This is a genomic window from Flavobacterium sp. KH_035 (assembly GCF_057839565.1).
Window position 1 is genome coordinate 3021725 of sequence record NZ_CM174492.1, and the last position, 25468, is coordinate 3047192.

15 protein-coding genes are annotated in these 25468 nt (G+C 35.2%); 6 read left to right on the forward strand and 9 right to left on the reverse strand.

Annotated features, from left to right (window positions below; translation table 11 throughout):
- The first annotated feature begins 19 nt into the window (after positions 1-19).
- The 4 genes from AC3IS6_RS12385 (at position 20) to AC3IS6_RS12400 (ending at position 6421) form a co-directional block, all read left to right on the forward strand.
- Positions 20-2650, forward strand: a complete 2631-nt coding sequence (locus AC3IS6_RS12385) for a T9SS type B sorting domain-containing protein (protein ID WP_489159727.1) — start codon at positions 20-22, stop codon at positions 2648-2650.
- A gap of 34 nt (positions 2651-2684) precedes the next feature.
- Positions 2685-3620 carry a PorP/SprF family type IX secretion system membrane protein gene (locus AC3IS6_RS12390; RefSeq protein WP_489159729.1) on the forward strand — a complete coding sequence of 312 codons (936 nt, stop codon included), beginning with the start codon at positions 2685-2687 and terminating at the stop codon, positions 3618-3620.
- Positions 3621-3630: 10 nt separating this feature from the next.
- Positions 3631-5796, forward strand: coding sequence for an OmpA family protein (locus tag AC3IS6_RS12395; RefSeq protein WP_489159730.1), 2166 nt, complete (start codon positions 3631-3633; stop codon positions 5794-5796).
- A 139-nt stretch (positions 5797-5935) separates the two neighbouring features.
- Positions 5936-6421, forward strand: coding sequence for a hypothetical protein (locus AC3IS6_RS12400; protein ID WP_489159732.1), 486 nt, complete (start codon positions 5936-5938; stop codon positions 6419-6421).
- A gap of 122 nt (positions 6422-6543) precedes the next feature.
- Here the strand turns inward: AC3IS6_RS12400 and AC3IS6_RS12405 are convergent, their stop codons facing one another.
- On the reverse strand, positions 6544-6924 hold the full coding sequence (locus AC3IS6_RS12405) for a DUF1573 domain-containing protein (protein WP_264523270.1): 381 nt from the start codon (positions 6922-6924) through the stop codon (positions 6544-6546).
- A gap of 273 nt (positions 6925-7197) precedes the next feature.
- Between AC3IS6_RS12405 and AC3IS6_RS12410 the strand changes: the two genes are divergently transcribed.
- Positions 7198-9831, forward strand: a complete 2634-nt coding sequence (locus AC3IS6_RS12410) for a valine--tRNA ligase (protein ID WP_489159734.1) — start codon at positions 7198-7200, stop codon at positions 9829-9831.
- A gap of 151 nt (positions 9832-9982) precedes the next feature.
- Here the strand turns inward: AC3IS6_RS12410 and AC3IS6_RS12415 are convergent, their stop codons facing one another.
- The 6 genes from AC3IS6_RS12415 to AC3IS6_RS12440 form a co-directional block, all read right to left on the reverse strand.
- Complete coding sequence (locus AC3IS6_RS12415; protein ID WP_489159736.1) at positions 9983-10606, reverse strand: GyrI-like domain-containing protein; 624 nt, start codon at positions 10604-10606, stop codon at positions 9983-9985.
- Positions 10607-10766: 160 nt separating this feature from the next.
- Positions 10767-12080, reverse strand: coding sequence for an APC family permease (locus AC3IS6_RS12420; RefSeq protein ID WP_489159738.1), 1314 nt, complete (start codon positions 12078-12080; stop codon positions 10767-10769).
- Between the two features lie 189 nt (positions 12081-12269).
- A complete protein-coding gene (locus AC3IS6_RS12425; protein WP_489159739.1) occupies positions 12270-14522 on the reverse strand; it encodes a TonB-dependent siderophore receptor in 2253 nt (750 codons plus the stop codon).
- 261 nt (positions 14523-14783) lie between these two features.
- Positions 14784-15509 carry a hypothetical protein gene (locus tag AC3IS6_RS12430; RefSeq protein ID WP_489159741.1) on the reverse strand — a complete coding sequence of 242 codons (726 nt, stop codon included), beginning with the start codon at positions 15507-15509 and terminating at the stop codon, positions 14784-14786.
- A 174-nt stretch (positions 15510-15683) separates the two neighbouring features.
- Positions 15684-16847 (reverse strand): PepSY-associated TM helix domain-containing protein, encoded by a 1164-nt coding sequence (locus AC3IS6_RS12435; protein WP_489159742.1) that lies wholly within the window; start codon positions 16845-16847, stop codon positions 15684-15686.
- A 74-nt stretch (positions 16848-16921) separates the two neighbouring features.
- On the reverse strand, positions 16922-19327 hold the full coding sequence (locus AC3IS6_RS12440; RefSeq protein ID WP_489159744.1) for a TonB-dependent siderophore receptor: 2406 nt from the start codon (positions 19325-19327) through the stop codon (positions 16922-16924).
- Positions 19328-19437: 110 nt separating this feature from the next.
- On the opposite strand from AC3IS6_RS12440, the gene AC3IS6_RS12445 reads away from it, so the two are divergent.
- Complete coding sequence (locus AC3IS6_RS12445; RefSeq protein ID WP_489159745.1) at positions 19438-20424, forward strand: helix-turn-helix domain-containing protein; 987 nt, start codon at positions 19438-19440, stop codon at positions 20422-20424.
- Between the two features lie 48 nt (positions 20425-20472).
- On the opposite strand, the gene AC3IS6_RS12450 is transcribed toward AC3IS6_RS12445, so the two are convergent.
- The gene (locus AC3IS6_RS12450) at positions 20473-22902 is read right to left on the reverse strand and encodes a TonB-dependent siderophore receptor (RefSeq protein ID WP_489159747.1); all 2430 of its coding nucleotides are present in this window, start codon (positions 22900-22902) and stop codon (positions 20473-20475) included.
- A gap of 117 nt (positions 22903-23019) precedes the next feature.
- A complete protein-coding gene (locus AC3IS6_RS12455; protein WP_489159749.1) occupies positions 23020-25341 on the reverse strand; it encodes a TonB-dependent siderophore receptor in 2322 nt (773 codons plus the stop codon).
- Between the last annotated feature and the right edge of the window lie 127 nt (positions 25342-25468).

The following is a 25468-nucleotide window of genomic DNA, read 5'->3' on the forward strand; positions in this document are numbered from 1 at the left end:
AAAAAATAATTGGGAGTTTATGGTTAAAAAATACGCTAATTTCTTACAATTTTTATTGTTTTTTATTGCCTTATTGGTTTGGTCTTCAAAAGCTGAGGCTCAGTGTGCGGGTACTGATGCGCAAAAAGTAATTTGTAACATTGAGAATCCAATCAATCAGTCGATCTCTTTGTTTGACTTGTTAGGAGGTACTCCAACTCCCGGAGGGACGTGGACAGATGATAATAATTTAAGAGGTTTGAATCCTGTTACTGGAATTTTGAATGGACAAATGATACGTAGTGGCGGTGTTTATCATTATACGTATACTGTTCCGGGTGTTGCAGGATGTGTTGATAATAAAGCTGTTGTAACTCTTACAATTGGCGCATATGCAGGAGTTCCTGCTCCTTATGCTACAGTATGTACTTTAGATGAAGTTTTTAGTTTGTTTAGTGCGTTTAATAGTACTGTAATGCGGCCACATTCAAACGGCACCTGGACCAATGCTGCAGGTCGGATTGTAGATCCATCAATATTAACTGCAGGTTTGGAGGGATCGTTTGACTTTACATATACAGTTCCGGCGGTTACTGCGTGTTCGCCAATATCACCGTCCGTAAAGATCACGGTAACCTTTTTTAAAGCACCTGAACCTGGAAAACCTAAGGATTTGTTGCTATGTGGAGAAACTGATTTAGACTCTTATACCAACTTAGATTTGCATACTTTACTTTCCGAGGAAGAGTTTGGAGGGGAATGGAGAGGTTTGGGGTTGACTTCTGTACGCGATCATAATGTTAACCTTAAACAGTTATACGATACTTATGGTCCGGGAATTTTAAATTATACTTATACTGTTTTTTCATATCCTGATAATCGGATTTGCCCGGATCGAACTTCGGCCATAAGCATTACTTTGGAAAAAAGGCTTGATTTTACTGGTGCAAAAATCGTTGTTGAATCGGATATTTGTGAAGATGCGATTTCCAGGGCTACTTATTTAGCAAAAATTACACAAGGACCGCAAGCTATTCCAAACGGGGAGTATAAGGTCACTTTCAATGTTTCCGGTCCAAATGCGGGTGGTGAAACAGTGACAGCGAATTTTGTAAATGGAGAACTAATTTTTCCTATAAAATCATCTTATTTTAAGCAAGTTGGAGTATTTAATATTAATGTCACTAATATTCTTGCCACTGCCAGTAAAGAAGCTTGTGCTAATATTGTTAATAATTTATCCTATAATTTGAGAATTAACCCATTGCCTCATTTAGAAGGAGCTTTGTTGATTCCGGATACTGTTTGTCAAAATAAAAAAACGGTAGTTCAAATTTCAAATGCAACTCAATTAACAGATGGTAATTATGATATTGTTTACAACATAACCGGAGATAATTTTGCAACGGGCTTAACTGCAAATATCACAGCTGTGGGAGGTAATGCAAGTTTTGAAATTCCGGCAAACTTCAATATAAAAAGTGGTGTTTCGACAATAACCATTATCAAAATCACGAATACTTTTACGGGTTGTACTAACGTAGCTAATGCTCAAGGGAATTTAATTATTAATCCTTTACCCAACGCAACAACTCTTGTTTTGCAGATCGAGAATCTTTGTTTTGGAGCCGCAGTTCCTGTTGCTGTTTCCGGATTAGGAAATTTAACAGACGCGACACTTTCGTATATACTTTCCGGTAGCAACTCTTCGGCATTGCAAACTATTGTTTTAGCAGTTGCAAATGGAAAAGCATCTTTTATTATCCCTGCAGAATTGATTTTAAATACTGGATCTACAACAATTATAGCCCGTAATTTAAAAAACAATGTTACATCTTGTGATGTTGATTTAATCAATGTGTCAGACGACTTTATAATAAATACAATTCCCGATTCTCCTTTGGTAATAAGTCCACAGGAATTTTGTGAAGTGGAAGGAGCGACAGTTGCCAATTTGACTCCGCAAGGTGTTCGGTACAAATGGTATAGTTCTACAACGTCAACGACGCCCTTGGCCAGTACTTATGTTTTAAAATCAGAACAATTGTATGTGAGAGAGACTTCTGTTACAAATTGTATATCTGCGCCGACTTTAGTCTCGATTGTGGTAAATGATACACCGGCTCCAACTTTAAATCCGGGAGGAGAAAATTTTTGCGGTTTAAAAAATCCTACTATTGCAGACTTGTCAAAAGTAACCAATGTGTCTTCGACTGTTGCCTGGTATGATGCAGAAAATAATGGGAATTTATTGGCCTCGACAACATTACTTAGAGACAAAGTAACGTATTATGGTTTTGATCTTTCGAGCGTAACAAATTGTATTTCGGATAATTATTTAGGAGTTACTGTTTCTTTAGTCGATTGTAATCCGGAAGAATTTGCTTTTTTTATTCCGGACGGATTTTCGCCAAATGGAGATAATGTAAATGATACTTTCAGGATTCCGGATATAGATTTTTTATATCCTGACTATACTCTTGAAATTTTTAATAGATATGGAAATGTTATGTTTAAAGGAAATAAAAATAAACCCAATTGGGATGGAAGAAATTCTGAAGCAGTAGGTTTTGGTGATGGAATCGTGCCAAACGGAGTCTATTTTTATGTTATTAATTTTAATAAAGACAACAGACGCCCGCAACAAGGCCGACTTTACCTGAACAGATAATTTCCTTTTTTATAGTATTTAATATAAGTTTCAAATGAAGAAAGTACTACTTTTTATAAGTTTCCTCTTTTATATCACATCAGCTTCAGCACAGCAGGATCCGGAGTATACTCATTACATGTATAATATGAGTGTGGTAAATCCTGCCTATGCAACAGGAGTTTCTGCAATGATGAATTTTGGAGGATTGTACAGAACCCAATGGGTTGGAGCCGTTGGAGCACCCAAGACTTTTACTTTTTTTGGACATACGGCGTTAAGCGATAAAATTGAAGTAGGTTTGTCATTGGTTTCAGATGACATTGGTGATGGCGCTAAAAAAGAAAATAATTTTTACGCGGATTTTGCCTATGTCTTAAATTTGGGTGGTAAAAATAAGCTTTCGCTTGGACTAAAAGCAGGTTTTACCTCTCTCCAGACTAATTTTAATGGTTTTGTTTTAGAAAGCGGAGATGCTGCTACAGATTTGGCTTTTGCTGAAAATGTAAACGTCACCAAGCCTAATATTGGAATAGGAGCTTATTATTTCAGAGATAATTTTTATGTTGGATTATCCGCGCCAAATTTATTGAGCACCAAACATATCGAAGAGAAATCAGGAATCAATGCTTACGGATCAGAGGTAATTCATACATTTTTAACTGCCGGATATGTTTTTCAAATCAATGATAAGGTAAAACTGAAACCCGCTTTTATGTCACGATTTGTCCCGGGAGCACCTGTTTCTGTAGACTTGACAGCGAATGTCTTATACAATAATAAATTTGAATTGGGAGCAGCCTATAGAATAAACGATGCGGTGAGTGCTTTAATGAATATAAATGTTACACCAACTTTAAGAGTAGGCTATGCTTACGATCATACTTTGACGAATCAGGGGCGGTTTAATTCTGGCACGCACGAAATTATGCTGCTTTTTGATTTAGATCTATTAGGAAAAGGATATGATAAATCTCCTAGATTCTTTTAAAATGAAAAATATGAAAAAACTACTCGTTATTGTATTCGTATTTTCAATACAGTTTATAAATGCTCAGGATTTTGAATTGGTAAGAGCCAAACGTTTTTTTGATAAAACTTATTACAGTGAAGCCATTATGCTATATGAGAAGTTAGCAGAAAACAAACCTTCACAGGAAGTGATAAAAAACTTGGCAGACTCTTATTTTTATACCAACGATTTGATAAAAGCACAGCGTTACTACAGGCTTTTGATTCAAAATTACAATAATGATTTAGATCGAAATTATTATTTCAGATACGCACAGACTTTAAAAGCAAGTAATAGTTATGAGGATGCGAATTTAGCTTTAAAGGAATATTATGCAAAATCAGGTGTTAGTGATGCTGTTTCTAATTTTGAAAAAGAGCTTAAAGTTTTAGAAAATGTTTCGGCAATAGGGAAACGCTACGATCTTAAGAATTTGGCAATCAATACACCTAATTCAGAGTTCGGAGCTGTAAAATATAATGACAATCTGGTTTTTGCGGGAGTAAAGTTAAAACCGGGATTGTTGGACAAAAAGTTCAAATGGGACAATGAAACCTATTTGAATCTGGTTACGATTCCTTTAAAAAATAGCAATTCGGCTGATTCTATTGTGCATTATTTTGCTAAAGAACTAAAAACCGGTATGCACGAGGCAAACGCAGTTTTTACAAAAGACGGTAAAACGATTTACTTTACACGAAACAATTCGAAGAACAAAAGCAAGAAAACAAACGATCAGAAAATTTCGAATCTTCAAATCTTTAAAGCCGAATTGGTTGAAGGAAAATGGACGAATATAGAATCGCTTCCATTCAATAGCTCTGAATATTCCACAGAGCATCCGGCCTTAAGTGCTGATGAGAAAGTATTGTATTTTGCATCGGATATGCCGGGAACTTTAGGTTCGTTTGATATCTATTCAGTCAATATAAATAAGGGAGCATATGATACACCCCGAAATTTAGGTCCTACAATTAATACAGATAAAAGAGAGCAGTTTCCTTTTGTTTCAAACGATCAAAAGCTCTATTTCTCGTCTGATGGACATTTAGGTTACGGATCATTGGATGTTTTTGTTTCAGAAATTAAGGGATATGAGTACAGTAAACCTGTAAATATTGGTTTGCCTTTGAATTCAAACGGGGATGACTTTTCGTTTAATATTGATTCCAATACTAAAGAAGGTTATTTTGCCTCCAACAGAGAAGGAGGAAAAGGGAGTGATGATATTTATCAAATTAAAGAAATCAAAGATTTAATAGTAGAAGATTGTAAACAATTTATTGCGGGAATCATAACGGATATTGATACAAAATTGCCTTTAGAAAATGCGATCGTAACTTTGCAGAATTCAGATGGAAAGACTTTGAATACAGCGACAACTGACGTAGATGGAAAATTTAGTTTTACAGTTGTTTGTGAAAGTGCATTTACAGTTTTGGGTACTAAGGAAGGGTATACAAGCGAATCGAGAACAGTGTCTTCGGGAGCAACCAGAGATGCAAGTCATGATGCTTCGATGGCATTAAAATCTTTGGAAGTACTAAAACAAGAAGAAATTATAATTGCGGAAACAAAAAAGAAAGAAGAGCTGCAAATTGCCGAAAGTAAAAAGAAGGAGGAGGAAATTGAAACGAAACGAAGAAAAGAAAAAGAAGCTTTGGCTGTTATTGCTTTAAAAGAAGCAGATAAAAAAGCAAAAGCCGAAGAAATTGCAGCAGGAGAAATCAGAAAGAAAGAAAAAACTGCTCAAATTATTGCGCAGGAAAAAGATGTTGTAAAAGACAATAAAGGAAGATTAATTATTAAAACAGATCCGATTTACTTTGATTATAATTTGTGGTACATCCGAAAAGAATCTAAAGTAGTATTGGGTCGTGTGGTAGAATTAATGAAGAAATATCCCGACATGGTAATCGAAATTGGATCGCATACTGATTCAAGAGGTAATGACAAGTTTAATGCCGATTTGTCTCAAAAAAGAGCCAGTTCGACCAGGGATTTTATAATAGAGTCGGGTATTAATGCTAAAAGAATGGTGGCTAAAGGATACGGGGAGTCTATACCTATGATAAAATGCCAGCCTGATGAAGCCTGTTCGGAAGAAGAACACGAATTGAACAGAAGAAGTGAATTTGTAATTAAGAATTTATAAATGGAGTAGTTTTGCCAGACTCGCAGGTTCTTAAAACCTTTTGAATTTGCTATTATGGTTGAAATTTTAATTTAGAAGCCTTTTTTTTGGCTTCTTTTTTATTTAATTTTATAGAATAACAATGACTAAAAAAATAATTATGAAAAACCTAGTGGTATCCTGCTTGCTTGTGACTTGTATCGGACTTCAAAGCTGTAAAGACAATGAAAATCAGAAAGCGGCCGAAGCAGCTAAAGCGGCTGCTGAAACCATCGTAAGTACAGAATGTTATAAAGCTATTTATGAGAAAGATACAATCGATTTAAAATTAAACACATTAAAAAATGGAAAATTAAATGGTACTATGTCTATGAAAGTTTCCGGAGCAGCAGAAAGAGTAGGGGAACTTGCGGGAGAGTTTCACGGAGATACCTTATTTGCCGATTATACTTTTAAAGAGGTGACCAACAAGAATAAAACCTTTAAAAACCCAATGGCATTTTTAAAGAAGGATAATAAACTTATTTTGGGTAACGGAACCATGCAGACGACTATGGGTGTCACTTATCTGGTAAAAGACAAGCCTATCGATTTTGATCGTGTAAAGTATAAGTTTGATGTTTCGGCATGTGCGGAGAAAAAATAATAACCTCTTAAAACAAATCCGACAGGTTTTTGAAAGCTGCCGGATTTAGTTTAAAAATGCGGATAAAAAAAACCGCTTCTTAAATTTGAGAAGCGGTTTTGCTATTTATAGATTTTAGTTTTTTATAAAACTTCACCTTTAATTTTTAAGGCTACTCTACCGTCAGGATAGTTTACGGCATTGGTTTCAACAGTAATTGTTTTACGGATCGGACCGGCAACCATGTTGTATTTTACATCAATTTTACCTGTTTTACCTGGCATAATTGCTGCTGCGGGTTTGGTAACAACTATAGAACTTACGGTCGATTCGGCACCTGTAATCAAAAGTGGTGCGTCACCTGTGTTGGTAAATTCAAAAGATCTAACTCCGTTGTCACTTTTAGAAATTTTTCCATAATCAATTGTATTGTCTTGGGCTGCAAATTCAATTTTTGGGCCGTTTTGTGCATAACTTATTGTGCTAAACAATACGACTGCAATAAAAGAGGCTACATTTTTCATTTGAAATTTATTTTAAGTTGTAAGTAAATATACATTCTTTTAATTAACACACAAATTATTAATTCGCTTTTTATAGTGTACTTAATTATTTACTTTTGCTGTCAGTAATGATTACAAAAATTGAACCAGTTTTTCTGTTTTATTGTTTAATCGTTTAACCGTTTAATCGACTGATGATTAGTAAAAGCTGTGATTGCAGTAAAAAACGATTAAACAAATACGGGAATAACGACTAAACAAATACACGAATTAACGATTAAACAATCTATTTAAATGACAATTCCAGCACAATTTGACGCTAAAACAATCGAGAATAAATGGTACGATTACTGGATGAAGAATAATTATTTTCATTCAGAGCCTGATCACAGAACACCTTATACAATTGTAATTCCGCCACCAAACGTGACAGGAGTCCTTCACATGGGGCATATGTTGAACAATACCATTCAGGATGTTTTAATTCGTAGAGCGCGTCTTAAAGGTTTTAATGCCTGCTGGGTTCCGGGAACCGATCATGCCTCTATTGCTACAGAAGCAAAAGTAGTACAGAAATTGAAAGCAGAAGGAATCAATAAAAATGATTTAACCCGCGAAGAGTTTTTGGCACACGCTTGGGAATGGACAGATAAATACGGCGGTGTAATCTTAGAGCAGCTTAAAAAATTAGGAGCTTCCTGCGACTGGGAAAGAACTAAATTTACGATGGATCCTGATATGTCAGCTTCTGTAATTAAATCGTTTGTTGATTTATACAACAAAGGTTTGATTTACCGAGGGTACCGAATGGTAAACTGGGATCCGGAAGCCAAAACAACTTTGTCTGACGAAGAGGTTATTTACGAAGAACAACAAGGAAAATTATTTTTCTTAAAATATAAAATTGAAGGTTCAGAAGATTTTCTGACGATTGCTACAACGCGTCCGGAAACTATTTTTGGAGATACTGCTATCTGTATCAATCCAAATGATGAGCGTTTTACACATTTAAAAGGTAAAAAGGCTATCGTTCCAATTTGTGGAAGAGTTATTCCGATTATCGAAGACGAATATGTTGATGTTGAATTCGGAACTGGATGTTTGAAAGTGACTCCGGCGCACGATATGAATGACAAAACGTTAGGAGAGAAGCACAATCTTGAAATCGTTGATATTTTTAATGAAGATGCTACGTTAAATAGTTTTGGATTGCATTATCAGGGTAAAGACCGTTTTGTGGTTCGTACCGAAATTGCAAAAGAATTAGAAGAAATCGGAGCTTTGGCAAAGACCGAAATCCATTTGAATAAAGTTGGAACTTCTGAAAGAACCAAAGCAGTAATCGAACCGAGATTGTCTGATCAATGGTTTTTGAAAATGGAAGATTTGGTAAAACCGGCTATTACGTCAGTTTTAGAAACCGGAGATATTAAATTGCATCCAAAACGTTTTGAAAATACGTATGCGCACTGGTTAAACAATATTCGTGATTGGAACATCTCACGTCAATTATGGTGGGGACAACAGATTCCGGCTTACTATTACGGAGACGGAAAAGAAGATTTCGTAGTAGCCGAAAGTATCGAAGATGCTCTAAAATTAGCGCAGGAAAGAACTTCAAACTTGAAACTTGAAACAAAAGATTTAACACAGGATGTTGATGCTTTGGATACCTGGTTTTCATCATGGCTTTGGCCAATGTCAGTTTTTGGCGGAATCATGGACCCGGAAAGTGCAGATTATAAATATTATTATCCAACAAATGACTTGGTTACAGGTCCGGATATTTTATTTTTCTGGGTTGCCAGAATGATTATTGCAGGTTACGAATATGCAGGTGAAAAACCATTTACAAATGTGTATTTAACCGGTTTGGTTCGTGATAAACAACGTCGTAAAATGTCTAAATCATTAGGGAATTCCCCTGATCCGTTAGACCTAATCGATAAATTCAGTGCCGATGGAGTTCGTGTAGGATTGCTTTTGAGTGCTTCTGCAGGAAACGATATTATGTTTGATGAAGAATTGTGTAATCAGGGAAAAGCATTTTCAAACAAGATTTGGAATGCCTTTAAACTGATTAAAGGATGGGAAGTTTCAGAAACTATTCCGCAACCGGAATCATCAAAAGTAGCCATCGAATGGTATGAAGCAAAATTGCAGCAGACTTTAGTTGATATTGAAGATAATTTTGAGAAATACAGAATTTCAGATTCATTGATGGCCATTTACAAATTGGTTTGGGATGATTTCTGTTCGTGGTTCTTAGAAATGATTAAACCCGTGTATCAACAACCAATTGATAAAACAACGTTTGATAAAGCAATCGAAATGTTGGAAAGTAATTTGAAGTTGCTTCATCCTTTTATGCCTTTCTTAACCGAAGAAATTTGGCATTTAATTGCCGACAGAACCCCGGAAGAAGCTTTAATCGTTTCGACCTGGCCGGAATTAAAACCTTTCAACGCAAGTTTAATCTCTGATTTTGATAGTACTATAGAAGTGATTTCAGGAATCAGAACGATTCGTAAAGACAAAAACATTCCGTTTAAAGATGCGATCGAATTAAAGGCAATCAACAGTGAGAATATTACAACGTATTTTGATTCAATCGTAACAAAACTAGGTAATATTTTAGCTTTCGAATATGTTTCGGCAAAAGTTGACGGAGCGTTATCTTTCCGCGTAAAATCAAATGAATATTTTATTCCGATTACCGGAAGTATTGATGTTGAAGCTGAAATTGCAAAACTGATTGAAGAATTAAACTATACAAAAGGATTCCTGAAATCTGTAGAAGCAAAACTTTCTAACGAAAAATTTGTAAATGGAGCTCCGGAAAAAGTCCTAAACATAGAGAAACAAAAACAAGCCGACGCTTTAGCAAAAATTGCTACAATCGAGCAGAGTTTAGCTGGTTTGAAATAAGAATTAGATTTCTCGGGTGATTATAAAACTAAATCCGACAGGTTTTTGAAACCTGTCGGATTTGTTATTTTTAAAGGCCACGAATTCACGAATTTTACTTTAAATACTTTTATGGCAGTATAATTTGTGAATTCGTGGTTACTAAAATAGGTTATTTTACAGGTTCTCTGAGTAAAGTTTTTAATTTCTCAGAAGGTGTTTTTCGAAAGTCTGACAGATAGATTTCATGATGCAATCCGTTTTGTTTTAAATCGTGTGCAGTAGTAAATTCCTGGATTTTTTTCAGCGTTTGCGGCTCATTTTCAAAAGGGCCAACATGAAGAATCTGGACCACTTTGCCTTCTGCCATTTCATAAAATTCAATGGACTTCGCCAATGTTATTTGTTTTTTATTGACGACAATTTGAAGAGCTTCTTCCGTTTGTTCTTTAGTTATGAAGTCCGGCATTCGAATCATAATTCTGTAATCCCATTCCGTTCGGGGTATTTTTAACGGAGCTTCATCTATTGAAATATCTTTGTATTTTTCGGCATCAAAACTCCATAAAGCTTCTAGTTTTGGAACGACAAAATCATTATCGACTGCTTTCTGCATAAATTTAATACAATAAGCAGTGGTGTATAACGCCTGAATTTTTGCTAAAAATGTTGCTCCCGAGGGATCTCCTTTCCCGGTAACCGATATATAATTTGTTCTTTCTATATAAAGTATTTCAGGATTGACTTTGGCTGAATAATATACTTTGTCCGTTTTTGTTAAATCTAGTTTGCTCATTTTTTTAGTTTTATAGTGCAAATTAAATTACAGTGAGTGACAACCGTATGTCAGCAGAAATACGTTGTATCTTTTTTCTTAAAAAAAAAACGCCATGAATTCACGAATTATTTAGGACGTAAGTTTTGAATATAAAATTTGTGTCTTTAACAATAAGAAGTTACTTTTTCTTCTTCAAAACCAAAAATAGGGGGTAAGAAATCGCTGTAATTCCCATAATAATGATAAAGCTTTTAGGGTCGCTGTAGATAAATCCGATTAGTAAAGCAATCGAGATTATTATAGCAATTATTGTCGTCCAGGGATACCAAAAAGAGCGATAAGGTCTTGGTAGATGGGGTTCTTTTGTTCTTAATTTTAAAAGCGAAAAATAGGCCAGTCCCCAAACAATAATCGAGATAAAAGCTGCAAAGGAGAACAGTACTTCAAAGGAACCAATACAAATTAAAAACAAGCTGAAAAGTGATGATACTAAAAGCGCGACAATAGGTGTTCCGCCTTTGTTTACTTGTGTTCCTTTTTCGATAAAAAATCCGTCACGACTTAATCCGTACAAAATTCTTGGCGGAATCATCATAAAAGCATTCAAAATACTAATTAAAGAAAAAATAGAAATTACCGTGACGATAACAGCACCGTTTTTTCCAAAAAGAATTTTAGCAACATCGGCGGCGGCGAGATTTGATTTGGCTAAAGTTTCGATTGGTAAGACATGAAAAAAAGCTGCATTTACCAAAATATAAATAGACATAACCAGTAAAACGCCACTATACAATGATCTCGGAATGTTTTTACCCGGGTTGTCATTTTCTTCAGCAAAGAAACAAACACTGCTCCAGCCGTTATAAGTACCGATGATGAGTTGTAATGATTTGAAAAATCCAAATAGTAAGCCAATCTGAAAGAAGGAACTGTCTGTTTTTATAGGAGTAGTTTCAATGCCGGTATACATAAAGCAGGCAACAACCAGAGCAACAAAACAAATCACTTTTAGTAAGCTTGTTATTTGCTGGATAACACTTCCGTTTTTTACACCGCTCAGGTGTATCAGTACAAAAGCGAGCAACAATGAAATTGCCATTACTGTGGAATAATTGGCAAGTGAAGGAAATAAAATAATAATATATTCACTGATTACAATACAGTAAAAAGCAGGAGGAATAACATTGGTAATATAGTCAAACCAGCCGGACAGAAACCCAGCATATTCTCCAAAAGCTCTTTTGATATAGTTGTAAGAACCTCCGGCTTTTGGTAACATAGTCGCAAGTTCGGCATACGAATTAGCCCCCAATAAAACATATAAACCTCCAAAGAGCCATGAAGCAATAATTAACCAGTAGTTGTTAAGCATTTCAGCAATAGTCCCGGGTGTTCGTAAAATACCAACCCCAATCGTGCCTCCAATTAATACGGCAATATTAAAACTTAAACCGAGGCTTTTTTGCAATTGATTTTTTTTGGAATCTGACATATATCGGAGTTTTGTTTTGGTGAGAATTTTTGTGAAACAAAAGTAATACAATCGGATTACTTTCTTTAGTGAAAACAAAAAACCTCAACTGTTGCCAGATGAGGTTTTCTGTTTAAAAGCCAAACTTTTGTGTTTTTCATTACTGAAATACGGTAAAAGATTGGAGGGGCAAAAACTAATTCAAATTTTTTAGAATTTGTATCGTAAACTTGTCATGATCTGACGTGGTGCAATTGGATTCACACTATAGTTTTCGTGTACAGTATAATTCAATTCATTTGTTATGTTTGATAGTTTGCATAAAATTGAAATTTTTCTCCAGGTATAACCTGCTGATAAGTCAATTGTAGTATAACCTTCTAATGGGATTTCTCTGTCATTAATTGTTTTTACTCCTGTTGTTGGATTGATTACAACTAAATTATTCCATCCACCAATTCTCTTTCCAATGTAGTTTCCGATAGCTCCAAAAGAAACACCTTTTAATAAACCTTCAGGTAAAGTGTAGAAGAAACTTAAGTTTGCTGTATTGGCAGGAGTTCTTGCTAAACGATCTCCTTCGATAAAACTTCCGTTTAACCCTGAAGTTTTGCTGTAACGCATGTCATTATAACTGTAACCTGCATTAATGCTTAAGCCTTCAACAGGTCTTGCTGTAACATCAACTTCAATACCTTTACTTTTAGTTTCTCCACTTAAAACTTTTACGTTTGTGTCTGTATTTGGAGTTCCGTCAGCTTTTAATTCAGCTGTTTGTGCTAAATTGCTGTTCGTAATCTGATAAAGAGTAACGTTTGTACTTAATAAACCTCTCCAGAAATCTTTCTTAATACCTACTTCATACTGATCAATGATCGATGGTTTTATAGCTTGTCCGTCAACAGTTACTCCTGTATTTGGTGTAAATGAGTTTGCATAACTTGCAAATAACGAAGTATTTTTTGTTGGCTGATATACTAAACCTACTTTAGGAGAAAATGCCTGATCGGTTAGTTTTTGACCTTCTGTAATTGTTGCTGGCTTTTTTGTATAATCTGTTGTTGTTGCCTGAGTTTCCTGCCAAGACCAACGTAAACCTGCTAAAACTTTAAATTGCTCTGATATTGAAATCAAATCCTGAAAATAAACTCCAAAACGGTTTGAATCTGTATTTACCAGTCTGGTTGCATTTGCTGTTGGGATATCCATACGTTGACCATTATAAGTAAGGTCAAAAATGTTTACGCGATCGTATGCATTGGCAATGAAGTTTCCTTTGGCGTCTTTTACCATTTTCTCATTGAAAGCATAGGTGTAAGCTTGTGTGAAAGCGTTTTCAAAATCAACTCCCGTAAAAATCTGGTGCTTAACACTTCCTGTATAAAAATTACCTTGTAAGCTTAATTGTTGTCCCATGATTTGTTCAAAGTTCTGATTTTGCCCCAATGGACGAATGTAATCACCATTTTTATAATTTGGGATCGTGGTGTCTATAGATACACGCTCAGTTCCTTTAGAAGTTCTTTCGTAATTTTGATATGAAGTATTAAAATTAAGCTTCCAGTTGTCATTAAAGTTATGATTCACTAAGGCAGAAACGCTGGCTTGAGTTGTTTTTCCGAAAGACCAAAGTGCTCCTAAATATTTGCTTCTTGACACATCAGCAATGTCTTTTCCTATAATTCCTGTTCCAAAATCCGGTGTCCAGTTGTAGCTTAAATAATCTCCTTGTAAAACGATCTGAGTTTTGTCGCTAACTTTGAATAAGAAAGATGGATTTAAGTAGTAACGTTCGTTTTTTACAACATCTCTAAAGCTTTCAGAGTTTTCATAAGAACCTGTGAATCGGTAAGCTATATAGCTGTTTAGCGGTCCGTAGATATCAACAGACGGTTTGTAATAAGAAAAACTTCCTATTTGCATTGAAATTTCTCCTCCTTTTGTAAACTGTGGTGTTTTGGTAACCATGTTTAAGATTCCTCCCGGAGCAACATTTCCGTATAATAAAGCTGCACTTCCTTTTAAGAATTCAACTTTTTCTAATGAAGAAACTTCAGGCATTGACCCACTACTGAAACGGAAGCCATTTTTAAACATATTGTTGGCCCCCATATCATATCCTCTAGAAAAAAAGGATTCCTGTGCACCACCACGAGCTGATCCTACATATACACCATTTAGGTTTTTTACGACTTCACTCAATCTGATGGCTTGTTGCTGTTCGATTATATCGCTTCCAACAATCTGAACGCTTTGCGGTAAATCCATGGCCTTAATACCTGAACGAGCTGCTTCAATTGGCTTTTTAGGTTTGTTTGCTGTAATTAATACTTCATTTAGTATTTCTCCTTTTTTGTTTTTTACCGTGTCATTGGCAGTTGAGGCTGCCTCGTCGCTTGAATAGTTTTGACTGTAAGAAGCAAAACTTATAAAGGATAATGCAAGTAGTAAATTATATTTCATGTCGCTTATTTAGATTTAATAAAAATAAATTTTTGCAAATGTAATATCGAGATACGGTCTTAACAAAATTTTCAGAGTTTTTCTAGATTAAAATTTCATTAGAATAGTCTTAAGATTAGCTTAAGACTTTGCTTTTTTTAATTTAATTATGTATGCATGAAAAGAGTGATTCTATGGAGCAGCTCTTCGAATAAAAAAGCCCTGTTCTTAATGAACAAGGCCTAACCAACAATATAAAGGTTTAAAATCGGAAGAATTGTATTATTTAACGGCAATTAAATAAGTTGCCATCTTCCAGATTTCGTTGTAATTTTTACCATTATGTTCTCCGGCAGCTTTTTCGGTATAAGCAAACTCTACCATATAATTTCCTGACCAAAGTGGTGTAAAAGAGATTTCTCCTTTGTCATTACTCCATAATTCTTTTTCCCAGCCATTTGGAGCAATTACTTTTATTTTTTGTTTTTTGGCTGCAGCACCTTCGTACAATGCATTTATGTTTATTGCTGTTTTTTGTTTGGCAGCTGTAACTTCTTTAGAAAACACACTGATAATGTTAGTGTTTGCCGCAGCATCGTTTCCTTTTGCAGCATTTCCAACGGTAACTGTTGCACTTGAATTGTAATCTAATTTCATGGTTCCGTACACATCTTTTACAGTGTGGTGCATGACAACGGTGTAAACGCCATCTTCATCCGGTGTAAAAAAGGCCTGATATTTATTTTCTAAAGCGGTAGCAGTAAGTTTTGTTTCCTTTTTTGAAGGACTGATTACAACCAATGAAAAGTCTTTTAAATCTGAAAACCATTTTGCCGAAGCCGTAATATCATTGTCTGAAAATTCTCCAAAGAAAACTGAAATTTCCTGTGCTTTCCCTTTAGCTCCAGTCGCTTTGGTTTCAATCCATAAAGCGTGGGCAAATAATGCAGGGCTGGCAACTAACATTAAAAGTAAAAATGTTATTGATTTTAAAGTTTTAGGTTTCATAATATTTAATTAGTGAGTTAATAATTGACTATCACAAATGTAAAATTTAATATTAGTTTGACAATATTTATTTAGAATAATTATGAATAATGATTTTTGGTTAACTGCATTGCTCTTGAGAATTTCTTTATTTTTTTTTAGATTTTCGGAAGCCTCCCAAAAAAAAGAAAGTTTTTAAGTTGTTTTTGATTTTTTCTTTTGGCGCCCGTACCAGATTATAAATCCTGTAACAGGTAAAAACATGCAGATTAGTCCTACGATTAAGGTAAAGGTTTTTCCAAGCCATCCCGCCCAAAATCCAATATGGAGATTCATAGTCATTCCGTCAATAGCCAAACCTTTGATGACTCTAGCCGGAATTTCGATTTCCTGTCCTGTATATTTATTGATCGAGAATGTTTTTCCATTTTCAATGCCTTTTAATCCAATTTTTTCGGCAGTAATGGCAAAGTAACTAGTAATACTATCTTTTCCTGCCACAGACAAACGCACCTCTTGCACTGTTTTGTCTTTGGCAAATTGTTTCGCCAGGATGTTACTTAACGGAATTGCAACTTTGGTACTGTCGTATTCGGGTTTTATTTTACTCATGGTTAAAAAAGCTTCGGGAGTGCCATTGAAAATTTTATGAGTGACAGTGTTTAGAGGTTTATTCACCACTATTAATCCGGTAATGGTAATCATCAAAGCTGGCAGTAGATTGTAAAATCCGGGTACATTATGCAAGTCATAATTAAGTCTTTTAAAACTGGCTTTTCTTTTTATCGTAAAGCTTTGCAGTCTGCTAGATCGATTCCATTTTTTAGGCCACCATAAAATGAGTCCGGTAATCAGTTCGATTAGAAAAATCCAAACCGAAATTTCGACAATCAAATGACCCGTTTTCCCAAAGGGCATTTCGCCGCTGTGCACATGTGCTATGACATAAAAAACATCATAGGCTTTTCCAGAATCTAAAATCGCTCCCGTGTAAGGATCGACCCAGGAAAATTGTAAGTCTCTTTTTTTGGTTGCCGATGCAATTTTTACCGTTCGGTTAGGATCTCGATAGGTTACAAAGTAGGTTGCTTTTCGATCCGGAAGTTGTTTTTTGAAGGCCTTTAAAATTTCTTCGGGAGTGAGTCTTTTGTCCTTAGCTTCTTTTACATACAGAGAATCGTAGGCTAGTCCATCGATAATATCATCACAAAAAATAAACAGTACACCTGTCAGGGCAACAATAAAAACAATGATTCCGGAACCCAGTCCCAACCATAAATGGAGCCAGTGATTTAATACACTCCATTTGCTTTTTTGTTTAGTTTTCTTCTCTTTTTTTTGAATTGGATTTTTCGTCATGATATGCAACAATAAAAACCAAGCCCGCAACTTTTAATACAATTGGCAGGCCTGGTTACAACTAATTGAAAAAATTAAATTTTAAAGTTAACCCCAAATAAAAAGGTTAATGGTTTTTGAGGTTGTCCGTAACCATTGTAATATTCTTTGTCAAAAAGATTATCTATTTTCATACTCAGTCTGTATTTTGGCTGATCATAGAACAATAGACCGTCAAAAACAGTATAATCATTTGAGCTAAAAGTGTTTGTATCATTCATGAAGATTTTGCTCACATAATTACCTCCAAAACCAATTCCAATACCTTCCATTTTACCTTTTAATACGCGGTAACTCATCCAGAAGTTTGCAATTTCTTCAGGAGAATAATCTAAGTTATTTCCAATAATTGCTGCGTTCGAAGCTTTTACAAATTTTGCGTGATTTTTGGTGTAACCTGCCACTATGTTAAAACCCGGAAACGGATTGGCAATAATTTCGGTTTCAAAACCTTTACTGCTTTTTTCGGCATCTTGAACACTGTAAGTATTGGTTCCGTCAATAACAGTTCGTAAACCATTTCTAATACCAATTTGGTAGTAGCTTACTGTCGCAACTAATTTACCTTCAATAAAGTTGAGTTTTGTTCCAATTTCCCATTGATTTGCTTCTTCCGGGTCAAAGTTTTCTATTCCGCTTACACCTAAAGTTGGAGCAATGTTAGAGAAACCATTTTGGATGTTTGCAAACACAGAGAATTGATCTACGAGAGGCGCATAGACAAATCCGGCCTTCCATGCAACCGTATTTTGGTTGAACCATGGACTTGTAACAAGCCCGTTTGTTTTAACGCTTTTTTGAAAATTTCGATCAAATCGCAACCCACCCAGAAAAGTGAATTTTTTATTGAAAGTGATGGCATCAGACAGGTAAATCCCTAAATTATTAGTTTCTGTTTGTGTATTAGCAACCGATGCATTTACGGTTTTTAATTTGTCGTCCCAGGCTTCTTCGGTCATTGGCGGCACAGCTCCGGTAGTTACGTCAACCTGATCGTATTCGATAAACGGACCGCGAAACAAAGCACGCTGATAATCATCATACATAGTGGTATAGGTACCACCGATAACAACTTTGTTTTCAAACTTTCCGAAATTATGAATTCCCGTAAAATCTTGCTGAATTTGATTTGAACCTGCTTCACGGGGATGGTATTCGATAAAATTCCTTTGCAGCATTTTATCAGTCATCATTACCAGTCTGATATATTTTCCGTCCGTATCAATAGACGATGAAGTGTATCCGGTTTTGGAAGACCAGTGATCGTTAATTTTATAGTCGATTAAAGCTCTGAAAGTTCGTGAAAACATTTTAGCAGCCATGTTTCTGTTGTGGTAGGAGGTATTAAAATCCCATTTTAAATCGTCCCATGAATTATTTTTAGCCATTAGGGCGGGACTTACACCTCTTGCAAAAAATAAATTTCGGTCTGTTTTATATAATTCGGCATCCACCAAAAGTGATAAACGTTCGTTTACCTGATAAGAAAATGAAGGAGCGATCATATAATTTTTCTGAAAAACCTCTGATTGAAAACTTTGCTCAGAATGATATGCTCCATTGATACGAAACAAAGCTGTTCCGTCATCGTTTAAAGCAGTATTGTAATCTGCGGTCAGACGGTTTAAATTCCAGCTGCCTGTGGTATAACTAACCTCTGCTTTTTCGCCATTAAAAGGACGTTTTACAACCCGATTAACAACACCACCATAATTGGAAATGTTATTAAAAGACGAACCAAAAAAGACTGCAGAAGGACCTTTGATGACCTCAATTCTCTCAAAGTTTTGCGGATCTATTGGCGCTCGTACGTAGGAAACCATTCCATCACGCAAATAACCATCAGAGCGGAAACCTCTTAAATAAGCAGATACATTTCCGTCGTTTGTCTGTACATAACCACCACCGGTAATACTTTTCATTGCCGATGGGAAATCGGTAACCAATTGTTCTTTTAAAAGCTCTTTGGTGACTACAGTATAAGATTGTGGCGTATTAATATTGCTTAACGGTAATCTTGATACAAACGGTGTTTTTTTCTGCGCAAATTGATTCTGACGTTGTGCAACAATCACTATTTCGCGAAGCTGCGAATTGCTTTCTTTCATAAAAATATTGGGTAAAACCTGGCTAACCAGCTCTACTTTCACAATCAATTCCTGAGACTCCAGTCCCAAAAAAGAGAAGGTTAGGATGTAGTTTCCAAAAGGAATATTTTTAAATTCGTAATTACCATCTTTGTTGGTTTCAACGCTATAATTAAGACCGCTTAAGGTAACATTGATATGCTCAGAATTAACTCCATCGGCTGAGGTTACTTTTCCTTTTATTGTGGCATTTTCCTGCGCAATAATTTGATTAGAAAAGAAAAATACCACCAAAAAACTGAGTTGTAAAATCTTGTAATACAATGGATTTTGTTTGTTTTTAACAAATGACATATTATTCTTATTTAGATTGATTAAAATTTTGATAATTTTACGCAAAAGTATAGTATAGAGGTATCGGCAAAAGCCGTAAAAAGGATTAAAATAAACGCAAAAGGAATTATATGAAAAGTCAGTTAAGAAGCGAAATTTATGAAGACGGAGTGCTGGTCATCGACAATCCGATTCCGTTTAGTGAAACCTTAATTGAAGAGCGAAAAGAACATAATTTTAATGGCATAAAAGGAGTCTTAACTAGTATTACATTAAATGGGGTACAACTGGAATTTAAAGATGTAACGATTGAAAAAGATTTCTATTCGGTAGCTGTAGAGCATGATTTCTCGTTTATAAAACTGCACTTTGAAATAGAAGGGGATAATGAATATTGCCCTGATAATAAAAAAGAAAAAAGAATCTACATTCCGCAAGGACATTACAATTTCTTCTACTTACCAGTAATCAAAGGAAATCTGAACTTTAGGACTCAGAAAAGAAAAACGGTCGAAATAAGTTTTACAACAGATTATTTGCAGCAATTGTTTCATTCTAATTTAAAAGAAGCAATTCCGCTATTGGCTGAAGCTATTGAGAAAAAAACTGCTTTTCTGATGTGGGATAAAAGTCGGGTGATTTCGCCACAATTGCAAAAAATAATTACCGAAATAACAGCCTGTACTTACAGCGGAGTTATTAAAAAAGCTTTTTTGGAATCGAAAGTAGTTGAGATAATTTCGTATTTGTTTACAATCATTAATGAAAATGAAAACAAAGAAGAATTGGCAGAATTAAGCCCGTATGATTATTCTAAGATCATAGAGCTGGAAACCATTCTAAAAAACCGGTTTAGAGAGAATCACAGTCTTTCCGGCCTTGCTGCGAATATTGGACTGAACACTTTTAAATTAAAAAAATATTTCAAACAAATTTACGGAGTCTCGGTTTTTGCTTATCTGACTACGATAAGAATGGAGTATGCCAAAAAGTTAATCGTCGAAAAAGGATTCCCGATTGCTGTTGTTTCAGAAGAAGTTGGGTATAAAAATCCACAGCATTTTACAGTGGCTTTCAAAAAGACTTTTGGCTATTTGCCCAGTAAACTAAAAAAGTAAAAGGGACTAATCAAATTAGTCCCTTTTTTACTTTCAGAGAATAGTATATTAGAATTTGTAGGCGAAACTCGCGACAATATTCCTTGGTTTTTGCGGATTTAGAGTTGACCATCCACCATTAAAATAATCTTTATTGGCAATATTGTTGATGTTAAAGGCTACGCGAAATTTATTTGAATTGTAGAAAACAGAACCATTGATAACAGTATATTCCGGTAATACAAATTTCCCGGTTTTAGAACTGTCCAAAATGGCATTTTCACTCGCATAATTTCCTCCAAAACCTAGACCGAAATGCTCGAGCGTACCTTCTTCAAATTTATAAGTTGCCCATAGATTTATGAGGTTTTTTGGACCTGACCAAAATGGTCTTTTGCCTTGTTCCAGCCAAACATTACCAACATCACCTTTTGTAATTTTGCTGTCGTTATAGCTGTATCCGGCAATAATACTTAATCCTTTTATTGGTGCGGCATTTAAATCAAATTCAAAGCCTTTGCTTTGCGCTTCACCACCTTGTGAACTGTACAATGGGTTGCTGGTTACCAAATTGGCTACATTAATATTGTAGTAGCTAATAGTTGCGTTTAATTTGTCTTCAAAGACATTTGCTTTTACACCAAATTCCAATTGATTGGCATGTTCCGGTTCGAAAGTTTTGGATCCGATTAAATTGCCATCAGGATCATAATTTACGGCTGGTGCAATGTTTCTGAAACCATTCATATAATTGGCAAATACAGATAATTTGTCTTCAATTGGCTGGTATAACAGCCCGAATTTTGGCGACAAAACGGTTTGTGTATAATCGTCATTTTTATTTTTGATATCACCTTTAGTATCAAAATAATCTACTCTTAAACTTGCCATCGCTAACAGTTTTGATGTAATATTAAGCACGTCGGAAGCATATACACTGTAAGTAGCGTCCTGCGGATTAAAGTTTCCTGCCGGTCTGTTTGCCAAGAGCTTGTCAACAGATGTTTGCGTAAGATAATAAGGGGCGGCAGGGTCTAATTGTCTCACTTCGCCTTGTGCGGTAATGTTGTAAAGACGACCATAACCGGAGCCTCCACTCATTACATTTCTTTCAAAATAATCAAGACCAGCCACAAGACGATTGCGCATATTACCAATTTTGAAATCTCCAATAAAATTCTGCTGAATATCAGTCGTTACGGTTTGTGATTGTTCTTTGGTAATCCAAAATCCAAAATCTTTATTTCCGTTTTCATTGTCATAAATATAAGAGTAATATCCTCTTGATTTTGATGAACTTCTGGATAAGACCGTTTGCGAAGTCCATTGCTCAGAAATTTTATAGGTCATTTGCCCCTGAAGGCTATATCTCGGATTTTTCATCGATAAGTCATTACTGTAAAAAGACAAATCGGTATTGTAGTTTAATTCGGCTAAATTGGCATATTGCAAAGAGGCATCTCTCCCTAAAAACAACATCGAAGGCGTTGTTTTTTCTTCCTGCATAAATTCAGTATTGATTAAAAAGGAAAGTTTGTCATTTACTTTGTATGAAAGGGAAGGAGCTACAAAAAGAGAGGTACGGAATCCGGCATCCTGAAAACTGTTTTCAGTTTGATATGCTGCATTAATTCTAAAAAGAACATTACCTGCGTCGTCCAGTGGAGTATTGATATCGGCAGTTACTCTGTTTAAACCAAAACTTCCGGCCAGATAAGATACTTCGCCTCCAAAACCACTGTATGGTTTTTTGGTAACGGTATTAATAAGTCCGCCGTAGCTCACCAAACTACTGCCAAATAAAGTTCCCGATGGGCCTTTTATGACTTCTATACGCTCCACATTTGCAGGGTCTAAACTACCGTTTGTTAAACCCGGTAATCCGTTTACAATATTGGCCTGAACTTCAAATCCGCGCAAACTATAGTAACTTCCCCCGTCACCGCCACGTCCTGTAGATTCCCATAATTTTTGAATTCCGGGTACATTTTTTAAAGCGTCTTCATAATTTGTAATGGCTTGCTCCTTAATTAATTCAGAAGAAACAATGTTGTAAACCTGTGGATTTTCGACATTTTTTAAAGGCATTTTTGAAACATAAGTACTTTGCTTAGGAAAAGCCTTTCCTCTGTTATTGGTAATGATCACCTCTTTTAACTGTTTGTTCGAAACCTTCAACTGTAAGTTAAGTGTTGTAGTTTCATTGATCGAAACAATTACTTCCTGTTCCAGAGTTTCATAACCGGCTAAAGAAACTTGCAAAGTGTAGGTGTTTGGTCTTACTCTGTTAAATTCAAAAGCACCGTCTTCATTACTAGTGGTACCGTATTTTGAACTTTTCAGGATAATGTTAACGCCAACGGCCAGTTCGCCATCAGATGTTGTTATCGTTCCTTTAATCTTTCCGATGTTTTGTTGAGCAAAAGCACTGAAAGAAAAGAGTAAAAAGAGATAGATTACGAATTGAGAATTTTTAATTCGTTTTTCAAAGTTGTTCATGATTTTTTTGATTGGTTAATGTTATCAGTGAATAATTGTAGGGAATTAATAAGGGACTAGTTTTCTTTTAAATGCAAACACCTCTAAAGCAGAGGTGTTTTTTTATTGTAGATTATATTAAAACTTAAGAGTTAAGTTTACTAATAAGTTAGCAGGAGCTTGCGCCATTCCATAAGAGTCCCAGTATTTTTTATTGTTTATGTTGTTGTATTTAACGCCGATTCTCCATGTTGGCTTATCATAAAATACGGTCGCATTGTAAACAGAATAAGATGGGCTGTAAAAACTTTCGTCTTCAAACTTGTATTGTTTGTCTACATAATTGCCTCCAAAACCTAGTCCTAAATCTTTTAATTTGTTTTGAAACTTATATGATATCCAAAAGTTAACTACATTTTCCGGAGCTCCGCTGGCCTTATTTCCTTCAATAGCAGCATCAGATGATTTTACGATACGATTATCATTATAAGCATATCCAAGCATAGCATTTAAACCCGCAACTGGGTTGGTGATAAATTCAAAATCAATACCCTTGCTCACTTGTTTACCATCCTGAACACTAAATCCGTCAGAAGTTGTTCTTGTAGCATTATCAATCGTAATGTTGTAGTAACTTAATGTAGTGCTTAATTTTTTATTGAATGCTTCTACTTTTACCCCACCTTCGTATTGGTTGGCATAAACCGGTTTTAATATTAATAAGGTTCCGTCTGGCTGATTTACCGGACCCGAATTTTGAAAACCATTCATATAATTTCCAAATAAAGAAACCTGATTTTTAACAACCTCGTATACTAAACCTAATTTAGGAGATAATGCAGTTTGGTTATATCCCTTTGTGTCTTCCAGTTTTTTCTGAACGAAGTTGTCCAGACGAAGACTCAACATGGCTGATAAACGATCTGTAAAGCTTATAACATCTGAGGCGTAAATACTAAATATTTGTTCGTCAGGAACTGCCCACGTAAGTTGAGATACTACTGCATCAACTTGTTTTTTTCTGATAGGATCAAAAGGTTTTGTGACATCGATAGTGTCCAGAACCGGTGTGGCACCATAATTAAAAGTACCTTTTGAGAATCTGTAATTTGCACCCAATAAAAGTTTATGTTTGATGCTTCCGGTAGAAAACTGACCGTTAATGTTTTCTTGTATATTCGTAAATTGATTAAATATAGGGCCAAAACGGGATACACTTCTTTTTACTTCTGTAGGTGAAGTCCATTGCGTGTAATATTGATAACTGCGATTTACATTTTCGTCTATAAAAGAGAAAACAGTGGTAGATTTCCAGTTTTCTGCCAATTGATATTCTGCCTGTACAAAAACTTTTGTTGATGTCGTTTTGGCATCAAGATCATCGTGAAATAAACTTTTTCTATAGTCTATCTTTAGATCTGTTGGGTTTGTAATTCCCGGAGCATACAAACGTCCGTAAGTAGGACGTGTGTTGTTTACATTGTAGATTTCGGTATCAATACTTAAGGTTAGTTTATCGGTTGCTTTGTAAGTAAGACTTGGCGCTATTAGGAATGTTTTGCTAAAACCATAGTCTAAGAAACTCTTTTCGGTATTTACCGCAGCGTTTAATCGAAACAGTACATTGTTATCAGGTGTTAGTGGAGTATTAACATCAAGTGCTAGTCGGTTTAATCCAAAACTTCCTCCGGTATATGATATTTCTGTTTTTTTAGTCTCAAAAGGTTTTTTGGTAACTAAATTTACCACACCTCCAAAAGAAGAAACAGACGACCCAAATAAAGTCCCTGAAGGACCTTTAAGAACTTCAATTCGTTCTGCATTATCAATAGAAATAGAGCTTCGACCCGTCATATTTTCCATTCCGTTTCGTGCATTGACACCAGTGCTAAAACCTCTAAACGAAATTTCAAGTCCCCCTGATGGATAAATTTTTGTGGTTACACCTGGTGCATTCACAGCTGCGCTTCTAATGTCTATTGCAATTTGTTCCTGTAAAAGTTCTTTTTGAATAACGCTGTAAACTTGAGGGTTTTCCAGATTTTTTAGCGGCATTCTTGCTACGTAATCGGTTTTTTTAGATAAGATGCTTTTTTTGCCATTTACAACAACTTCGTGTAATTCTTTGTTAGAGACTTTTAATTGTAGATTAACAGCGGATGTTTCGGTTTCAGTAACAACTACAACTTGTTCTGTAGTTTCGTAACCTGTTAAAGATATTTGCAAAGTATAAGTATTTGCTTTTACTCTGTTCAGTTCAAAAGTACCATCGTCGTTAGTAACGGTACCGTATTTTGAGTTTTTAAGAATGACATTTACTCCAGCGGCAGCATCGCCATCTGATGTCGTTATCGTTCCTTTTATTTTTCCAAAGTTTTGTTGAGCAAATGAACAAAGAACAGAAAAAAAGAAACTGACTGTAAATAGAAAACGATAGGTTTTCTGAAAAGAATATTTCATTTTATAATATTTGGTTAAATTTATTTTTATTTAGAATTAATAAAAACAGTGCAAATGTAAAAATTAATATTTCTTTAACAAATAATGTTTAGTTTGATTTCATGAACTTTGAGTTAAATCTGGGGTA

What these genes read in the sequence shown, in the direction of transcription:
- AC3IS6_RS12385 (WP_489159727.1), top strand. Translation starts at nt 20, where the DNA reads ATGGTTAAAAAATACGCTAATTTCTTACAATTTTTATTGTTTTTTATT.
- AC3IS6_RS12390 (WP_489159729.1), top strand. Translation starts at nt 2,685, where the DNA reads ATGAAGAAAGTACTACTTTTTATAAGTTTCCTCTTTTATATCACATCA.
- AC3IS6_RS12395 (WP_489159730.1), top strand. Translation starts at nt 3,631, where the DNA reads ATGAAAAAACTACTCGTTATTGTATTCGTATTTTCAATACAGTTTATA.
- AC3IS6_RS12400 (WP_489159732.1), top strand. Translation starts at nt 5,936, where the DNA reads ATGAAAAACCTAGTGGTATCCTGCTTGCTTGTGACTTGTATCGGACTT.
- AC3IS6_RS12405 (WP_264523270.1), bottom strand. Translation starts at nt 6,924, where the DNA reads ATGAAAAATGTAGCCTCTTTTATTGCAGTCGTATTGTTTAGCACAATA.
- AC3IS6_RS12410 (WP_489159734.1), top strand. Translation starts at nt 7,198, where the DNA reads ATGACAATTCCAGCACAATTTGACGCTAAAACAATCGAGAATAAATGG.
- AC3IS6_RS12415 (WP_489159736.1), bottom strand. Translation starts at nt 10,606, where the DNA reads ATGAGCAAACTAGATTTAACAAAAACGGACAAAGTATATTATTCAGCC.
- AC3IS6_RS12420 (WP_489159738.1), bottom strand. Translation starts at nt 12,080, where the DNA reads ATGTCAGATTCCAAAAAAAATCAATTGCAAAAAAGCCTCGGTTTAAGT.
- AC3IS6_RS12425 (WP_489159739.1), bottom strand. Translation starts at nt 14,522, where the DNA reads ATGAAATATAATTTACTACTTGCATTATCCTTTATAAGTTTTGCTTCT.
- AC3IS6_RS12430 (WP_489159741.1), bottom strand. Translation starts at nt 15,509, where the DNA reads ATGAAACCTAAAACTTTAAAATCAATAACATTTTTACTTTTAATGTTA.
- AC3IS6_RS12435 (WP_489159742.1), bottom strand. Translation starts at nt 16,847, where the DNA reads ATGACGAAAAATCCAATTCAAAAAAAAGAGAAGAAAACTAAACAAAAA.
- AC3IS6_RS12440 (WP_489159744.1), bottom strand. Translation starts at nt 19,327, where the DNA reads ATGTCATTTGTTAAAAACAAACAAAATCCATTGTATTACAAGATTTTA.
- AC3IS6_RS12445 (WP_489159745.1), top strand. Translation starts at nt 19,438, where the DNA reads ATGAAAAGTCAGTTAAGAAGCGAAATTTATGAAGACGGAGTGCTGGTC.
- AC3IS6_RS12450 (WP_489159747.1), bottom strand. Translation starts at nt 22,902, where the DNA reads ATGAACAACTTTGAAAAACGAATTAAAAATTCTCAATTCGTAATCTAT.
- AC3IS6_RS12455 (WP_489159749.1), bottom strand. Translation starts at nt 25,341, where the DNA reads ATGAAATATTCTTTTCAGAAAACCTATCGTTTTCTATTTACAGTCAGT.